Origin of the sequence: Streptomyces sp. NPDC006743 (assembly GCF_040703815.1) — a bacterium.
Lineage (GTDB): Bacteria > Actinomycetota > Actinomycetes > Streptomycetales > Streptomycetaceae > Streptomyces.
The window spans coordinates 57,405-64,359 of record NZ_JBEYJA010000047.1 but is presented as its reverse complement, the minus strand read 5'-3'; the positions used below and the strand labels follow the sequence as shown (position 1 = coordinate 64,359).

9 protein-coding genes are annotated in these 6,955 nt (G+C 64.1%); 6 read left to right on the top strand and 3 right to left on the bottom strand.

The window, feature by feature from the left end:
• The first annotated feature begins 209 nt into the window (after positions 1-209).
• The 3 genes from ABZ719_RS29465 to ABZ719_RS29455 all read left to right on the top strand — a co-directional run bounded on the left by ABZ719_RS29465 (position 210) and on the right by ABZ719_RS29455 (position 3,442).
• Positions 210-554: a hypothetical protein gene (locus tag ABZ719_RS29465; RefSeq protein ID WP_360530244.1), complete on the top strand. Its 345-nt coding sequence runs from the start codon at positions 210-212 to the stop codon at positions 552-554.
• Between the two features lie 685 nt (positions 555-1,239).
• Positions 1,240-1,986, top strand: coding sequence for a histone-like nucleoid-structuring protein Lsr2 (locus ABZ719_RS29460; protein ID WP_366728201.1), 747 nt, complete (start codon positions 1,240-1,242; stop codon positions 1,984-1,986).
• 88 nt (positions 1,987-2,074) lie between these two features.
• Positions 2,075-3,442 carry a DUF3987 domain-containing protein gene (locus ABZ719_RS29455; protein ID WP_366728200.1) on the top strand — a complete coding sequence of 456 codons (1,368 nt, stop codon included), beginning with the start codon at positions 2,075-2,077 and terminating at the stop codon, positions 3,440-3,442.
• A 53-nt stretch (positions 3,443-3,495) separates the two neighbouring features.
• On the opposite strand, the gene ABZ719_RS29450 is transcribed toward ABZ719_RS29455, so the two are convergent.
• The 3 genes from ABZ719_RS29450 to ABZ719_RS29440 all read right to left on the bottom strand — a co-directional run bounded on the left by ABZ719_RS29450 (position 3,496) and on the right by ABZ719_RS29440 (position 4,762).
• Positions 3,496-3,981 carry a hypothetical protein gene (locus ABZ719_RS29450; RefSeq protein WP_366728199.1) on the bottom strand — a complete coding sequence of 162 codons (486 nt, stop codon included), beginning with the start codon at positions 3,979-3,981 and terminating at the stop codon, positions 3,496-3,498.
• An 83-nt stretch (positions 3,982-4,064) separates the two neighbouring features.
• Positions 4,065-4,289, bottom strand: a complete 225-nt coding sequence (locus tag ABZ719_RS29445; RefSeq protein ID WP_360532916.1) for a DUF397 domain-containing protein — start codon at positions 4,287-4,289, stop codon at positions 4,065-4,067.
• Positions 4,290-4,579: 290 nt separating this feature from the next.
• Positions 4,580-4,762, bottom strand: a complete 183-nt coding sequence (locus tag ABZ719_RS29440; RefSeq protein ID WP_365353746.1) for a hypothetical protein — start codon at positions 4,760-4,762, stop codon at positions 4,580-4,582.
• Positions 4,763-4,944: 182 nt separating this feature from the next.
• Here ABZ719_RS29440 and ABZ719_RS29435 point away from each other — a divergent pair, with 182 nt between their 5' ends.
• Genes ABZ719_RS29435 through ABZ719_RS29425 form a run of 3 tightly spaced genes read left to right on the top strand, consistent with a single transcriptional unit; the run spans position 4,945 to position 6,549 of the window.
• On the top strand, positions 4,945-5,199 hold the full coding sequence (locus ABZ719_RS29435) for a hypothetical protein (protein ID WP_214976501.1): 255 nt from the start codon (positions 4,945-4,947) through the stop codon (positions 5,197-5,199).
• On the top strand, positions 5,171-5,686 hold the full coding sequence (locus tag ABZ719_RS29430) for a DUF6879 family protein (RefSeq protein ID WP_360532913.1): 516 nt from the start codon (positions 5,171-5,173) through the stop codon (positions 5,684-5,686). Before ABZ719_RS29435 ends, ABZ719_RS29430 begins: the two co-directional genes overlap by 29 nt.
• A 14-nt stretch (positions 5,687-5,700) precedes the next feature.
• Entirely contained in the window at positions 5,701-6,549 is an 849-nt protein-coding gene (locus ABZ719_RS29425) for a helix-turn-helix transcriptional regulator (RefSeq protein WP_366728198.1), read from the top strand.
• Positions 6,550-6,955 lie beyond the last annotated feature (406 nt).

The window sequence follows — 6,955 nt, the reverse complement described above, 5'->3', positions numbered from 1 at the left end:
TCAGACCGCCCCCTTGTGGATACCGCATGCCCCGGTGATATCGCAGAGGACTGGCGCCCGTCAGCCCCTACGACACCACGAGTTCAACCTCAGTAACCCCTTGATTAGTTCGGGCCCCTGCCGACCAGTGGGGGCCCGTCCTTCTCACTGTCCGTCGATCAGAAGCCTGAGCCGGCCGTCGACCGCGCGTAACGAAAACTGGAGGTGCCATGCCGAAGATGCGTAACCCGAACTCTCCGCACAGCCGATACAAGGGACTGCTCGAACTGCCCTGGGATCACGGCCTACCGGTGCCCGACATGCCATCTGGCCGGGAGTGGACGGAGGCGGAGCGTGAGCAGTGGCGGCAATGGTGGAGCAGCCCACAGGCCGCTATGTGGGACGAGTCATTTATACCGACAGTGGCTGTGATGCTCACCTACTTCGGGAAGATCCTGGACGGCACAGCAACCAGCACGCATCAGATGGAATACCGACACCTTGCGGGGGCATTGGGGCTGACCGCAGAGGGAATGAAGCGGCTCGGATGGGCTTTCCAGGGAGACGCGCAGTGAGCGGGCGGCGAGCGGCCAAGGCGGGGGCAGCCGTGTACGACGGGCTTCACCGGACCGGCGTGGAGTGCCCTTGGGTCGACCGCCAATGTTCTGACTGCCTCCAAGAGTTCGCCGGCCATGTGGGTTGGCTCCTTACGCAGGAGACAAGGCCCTGGGCTGACGATGTGAGTCACGATCCGGACCGGTGTGCCCAGTGTCGGCGGTCGTCTTAGCCGACGTCAGTCCTGCTGCTGACCACTGCGCCGCCCGTGGTCCCGCATGCAGGCCCAGTCCATGCACTTCTCGCAGTGTCGGCACTCGGTGCGCTTACTGTCGGGCGGCAAAGAGGTTCCGCAGTCGGCGCACTTCTTTTCGTTGGCGGTTGTGGACGGATCAATCATGGGTGTGGGCTCCTCCCCTTGGGGGTGCACATCTTACCAACGCGAGCAATCGACAATCTATCTGCTCCATGATGACATATTTTGATTGACAAACACGGTTCGAGAACAGCACCCCCGGTGGGTCCTCTCTTTATCTAAATAGGCATTACCCCCGGTATTCATAAACATTTGAGTAATGCGTCAGTTATTCGTTAGTTATCGTTTCGTGATAGGGGTACGGAAGAATGGTGGTCAAGCGGGGAAGCCGTAGAGCAACGCTCCGGACCCTCACTCAGACTTCCGTACTAACGAAGGAATGCAGCGCTATGCGTAAGACGGTGCTTGTGCCGGTTGAGTACATCTTTTGCGATGCGCACATTGCGCGTGACGGTTCCGAGGTTGAGGCCACTTCATCCCTGACCTTGGGTAAGGACACCTGGCACCTGTGCCTTGAACACGATGTTTCGTTCGGCAGGTACCTCTGTGACGCTTTGGGCGCGCCGTCTGAGCGAGAGGCCGTACAGACTGAGCCTGAGTCAGTGCCGGTCGTTGAGGTTGCCCCGGAGCCGGAGCCGGAGCCGGAGCCGGAGCCGGAAGCGGTGCCCGTAGCGGACCCCGACCCTGAGCCGATGCCGTCCGTGATGATCGCTGGTGAGGTTCCGGGATATGACTGGGAAGACGCGCGGGAAGCGGTGCGCAACCTGGGCTATGAGGTGGTCGGCCGTGCCGATGACAGCACGGTCCTGCTGATCCTGGGTGAGGGTGGCGACCGGAACGCGACCAAGCTGCGGGATGCTTCCGAGCGTGCCATCCCTGTGATGGACGTGCGGGAAGTGGGACGCTTCAAGTCCGCTGTTCGATCGGGTGAGTTGGTCGGCGGCGACCCGCTTCCGGAGCCTGCCAAGGTCGACCGCTCGGGGATGAGCGAGCGTGAACGCAATCGTGCCGTCCGGGCATGGGCACGAGAGAACGGCTACGCCGTGCCCACGAAGGGACGCATCCCCATGCATGTCCGTCACGCCTACGAGCTGACCCATCGGGACGCATCCGAGGGAAAAGCGGCAGCGGCCTGACTGCCGCCCCCGCTGCGCCGGGCGTCGAGTGCACCCGGCCTCCCCGGCCAATGGCCACCCAACCAACCCTGTTCGAGATAGAGGCAGCATGAGCACCCCCGTTCTGTACGGTCCCATCGGTCGCGCGGTTCGCAGGATCACCCCGTTCGTTGAGGCGGACCCGTTGGGGGTGTATGTGGCCGCCCTGTCGATGTGGAGTGCCGCGATCGGTGGCACGGTCAAGGTGTCTTCCCGTGGCCCCCGGCCGGTACTGCTGTGGTCGGCTCTGGTGGCTGGTACTGGGCGCGGTAAGGGGACCGCGCTCCGGGCCGCTCATCACGTCCTGGACAAGGCTCTGGGCCGCTTCCTGGCCACGCACACCACGTCCGGCATTACGTCCGGGGCGAGTCTGGTGAACCACCTGTGGGAGCAGCAGGAAGCGACGGCCGAGACTGAGCACGGGCGGGACGTGCGGACTGCGGTGGTCGAAGAAGAGTGGTCGGAAGTGCTCCGCAGGGTGAAGCGGGATGCATCCTTTACGACCAAGCTGCGGACCGCGTGGGATGGGGCGACACTGCGGAACACGACCAAGGATGAGGCGCAGGAAGTTCGCGAGCCCGCCATGGTTCTGCACTGTCACGTCACGCCCTCTGACTGGGCAAAGTACGTAGGCGAGTCGGAAGCGGCCGGAGGCTCGTATAACCGCATCCTTCCCTTCCTGCTGGGGTCAGTCCCCCTGCTGGATGACGACCGAGTGAGCCTGCCTGACGTGGATGGGCGGGAGCTGTCCGACGCCTACGGTTGGGCCACTGCCCGGCCCCGCGTGATCACGCTTGCAGAAGACGCCCGGCCGCTGTGGCGGGTGGTTCGCCGATACGCCCGCATCCTGGGTGAGACCCTGCCCGAAGGGCAGGCAGTGTTCATCGAGCGAACGGCAGAACAGACGCTCAGGGTTGCGGCCTGCCTGGCAGCGTCCGAGTGCTCGGAGGCGATCACGGAAGAGATGCTGTCGGCCGCATTCAGCTTGGTTCGCCGGTCGGTGCAGGACGCCGTACGGATCACCAAGGGAGCGACCTCCCCGAAGGTGAAGCGGCAGCCGCTCAGTCTTGAGGACAAGGTGCGGGCCCGAATCGAGATGCACGGGGGGCGTGCCACTTCCTCCCAGGTGCTGCCCTACGTGGGCGCGACCGCAGCAGAGGTCAAGCAACTGCCCGGAATCGTCGTGACTGTGGAGCGGTCGGGGAAGAGTGGTCGGCCGGCCACCGTTTTCACGGTCCGCGGCGACAGTTCTGAAAACGGAGCGTCGACAGAAACGGTTGCGGAGCCGATGCCGGCCGAGCCGGAGCGTGAGAACCGCGCAACGGTCGTGAGCCTGGACGCTTACCGCCCCGACCCCGAGCAGGCTCCGAAGCCTGCGCCCGAACCGAAGCGGTCGGAACCGCTCGGGTACACAAATCCGTTCCTCGCGCTGCTCTAACGAACCGATGAAAGCCCCGGCCATTTTTGGCCGGGGCTTCTTTGTTACTTCAACTATGCGACTGGGCAGGCCAGTTCGGGGTTCGAGCGATTCGGGGAGCACGTCACCACTGCCAGGGATAGATACGAGGGGCGCTCCAGATAGAAGCCGTAGGACACATCCGTCCCCGCGTGCAGTTGCTCAGCAGTAACGCTCACCAGTCGGGCCAGGCGCGTGGTGTCTCGGTCCCTCTCCGATGCGAACCGGGGCGCGTACTCGGTCAGCCGTTCGCCGATCCATGCTGCCGCTTCCTTGGGCTCGTCCCAGGTACCACGAACTAGGGAACGGGGCTTGATGAGCCAGTACGCCGTTTCGATCGGCGGCAGATCGGATGTCGGGAACTCGGCCACCACTTCCCGGTAGCGCTTGAGTAGCTGCTCTGCCTTCACGTCCTCTTCGGACACTGGAGCCGGTGGAGGCTGAGGATGTGGGGGACGCCTTAGAGCCTCATTGTCGAAGCGCTCTTTCGGTCCGGTCCATAGGTAGCCGTGGTGGTGCACCAGTCGTTCCCGTTCGAGTGGTGCCAGCCGGGCCGGACCCAGGGACGGGGATGGACCGGCCCGACTGGCAGGAGGGGGGAGGATCAGACGTTCAGGCCGAAGCGCGCCGGGTCGATACCGGCCGCGCTCAGCTCCTCCGTGGTGAACCGCAGCGGCTCCGCACTCGGCCGCTTGCTGTCACCGAGCGCCCAGAGACCGTCGCCGATCTGGGCCAGGGTCACGCACCCCTCCGTGCAGGGGCCGCCGCACGCCTGGACGAATGAGGCCCCGCTGATGTCGAGCGCGTACAGGTCGGTTCCGTTCTGCATCACTGCACCTTCCTGCTCAACTAATCGCGGTCGTGGCTGACCGCCGCCGCCCACGTCGGGCGGGAGTTCAAGGGCATGGAGCACGCTTCTTCAGGTCCTGGAGCGCTGGCCGGAGCCGGTACAGCGCCAGCACTCGCAGGGAGGCCACGCGTTCGTCATCAGAGGCGGGAGGTCATCGGTAGCAAATACGGCCTGCTCGGAACCCCAGGTCTGACCCGAGTCATGCGATACCCGAAGCGTCATCAAGGGGCGCTCCGACACGAGCTGGGCGTAGGTCTTCCCGCTCATGATCAGTGCGCCCTTTCCTGGTGCTGACGCAGCTCCACGTTCGCGTCAGATACGGCGCTGTAGTCGCTCCTGGAGCGGGCGTTCTCTCTGCTGACCGAGAGGGACAGACAGTCCGAGCAGCCAGGCACGGCGGAGGGCTCGGCCGGTAGCTCGGCCAGGTGGTAGCCCTGCGGCTTCTGTGACAATGCTTCCTCCCCGGCTCATCTGGCGCGATGCAAGGACGCTAGGAGGCGACGCCCCCGGGGCTCTACGAACTTGCATGAGCTTGCACGCCAATTTGGCTGTCTGGCGGCCGTATTGACGGCGTATCCGCAGTTCAACGAAGCTGATGCAAGCCCGAGCAAGCACCGAGTCGAGGGAGCTAGATATGGCCGTAGAGTTCGTTGGGATCGACCCCGACACAGACCGGGACCACTGCCCCACCGTGTGGGCGGACGCGGAAGCTCAGGAGATCTTGTTGCAGGGGTGGAAGCCAAGCACCGAGACTCAGGCGGAGTGCGAGGCAAGCAGCCCCGCGAACGGGCCGGTGCCTGACAGTGAAGCGATCGTCAGGATTCCGGCCCGGATGATCCCGATGATCAGGGAGGCGTGTGATGCCGTCGAGCGTGCCCAGCTTCGCTGAGCTGCTTGGGCAGTGTGACCGGTCTGCCGTCCATCTGGAGCTGCGCGACTGTTACGCCCCGACGGACCGGTTCGAGGCGTGGAAGCGGGGTGAGCGAATCAACTGGGAGGACCGCGAGTCGTGGTGGCATCCCTATGACCAGTTGATCGCAGATACGGTGGCCCGGGGTGTATCCGTCCGCCGGGCTCGGATCGTCTCCGAGCCCGTATCGGAGTACATCCGCTGGGAGCACTACGTCACCCACGCCAACATCACGGCGGGCGAGGAGGTTCGGTGGCTGCCTCGGCGACAGGCCACCGACATCCCCCTGCCGGGGAATGACTTCTGGCTGTTCGACGGCGCGCTGCTCCGGGTGCACCACTTCTCTGGTGACGGCGTGGTGGTCGAGGACGAAATCACGGCTGACCCGGAGACCGTGAAGCTGTGCTCCACTGCCTTCGAAGCAGTCTGGGAGCGAGCGACCCCGCACCACCTGTACAAGATCTGACGAAAGCCAGCTCCATGCCCCCGCATCCCTCCTCAAGCGTCCAGAAGGCCCGCGAACACCTCGCCGGCCGCCTCCGTGAGATTCGGAAGGATGCCGGGATCAGCGGGCGGGAGCTGGCCGTCAGGTGTGGTTGGTCAGAGTCGAAGTCGTCCAGGATCGAGAACGCCAAGACGCCTCCCTCTGACTCGGACATCAAAGCCTGGTGCCGGGCTTGTTCCGCTGATGATCAGGTCCCCGACTTGATCGCTGCCAACAGGCAGTCCGCCGATGCTCATGTGCAGTGGAAGCGACTCCAGCGGAGTGGTCTCCGTCGCCTGCAAGAGTCGACAGGCGATCTCTACCAACAAACAAAGACGTTCCGTGTCTACGTTTCTGACGTGATCCCTGGGTTCCTTCAGACTCCCGGCTACGCCACTGCCCTCTTGTCCTCCATCGCAGCCTTCAGGGGGACGCCGGACGACGTGAGTGATGCGGTCGCAGCCCGCATGAGGCGTAACCAGGTCCTAAGCAACGGCGCCCGGCGATTCTCATTCGTCCTGGAAGAGGGGGTGTTGCGGTACCGGCTGTGCAGCGCCGAGACCATGGCGGCACAACTTGGCCACCTGCTCGGCGTCATGGATCTTCAAAACGTCGCCGTAGGCATCGTGCCGTTCTCCGAGCAACGGACTGTGTGGCCCATGCCGACCTTCACGATCTTCGACGACACCAGGGTGCACGCGGACACGCTGGATGCTGCTTCCACCCTCACACAGCCCAGCCAGGTCGAACTGTACGCCCGAGCCTTCGAGCGGCTTGCGCAAGGGGCCGCACGGGGAGCTGCGGCGCGTTCCCTGATAGCTGGTGCATTGGCATCGTTGGACTGAGTGAGGATCGTCCGTGAACGGGTTGGACACGTGACCAACGCCTGACCAACAGCGGCCAGGAACGGGCAGAAACAGCAGGTGAGCATGACCAACCTCCACGGCCTCCAAAGCGGCTAGTGAGGCGTGTTTTCGCAGGTCAGATCAATAATGGGCTGGTGCCCGAGTGGAGAGTTCAAGTCCCCCCTCGGACACTCGCTCTGACGATACGGGATCGAGGACCTCGGCCTTACGGTCGTGGTCCTCGTTGCGTGTTCGTGGCCGACGGTGATGCCCACGGCTTCCTAGAGGGGGCCTTCTCTCCTCAGCGGCGGCAGCCTGAATGCGCTGCGCAATATCCCCCAAGACCCAAGACGCTCAGTAATCTGCCGGATCCGTTGCGCATCGAGCGCTGATTGCATCTTCTGAG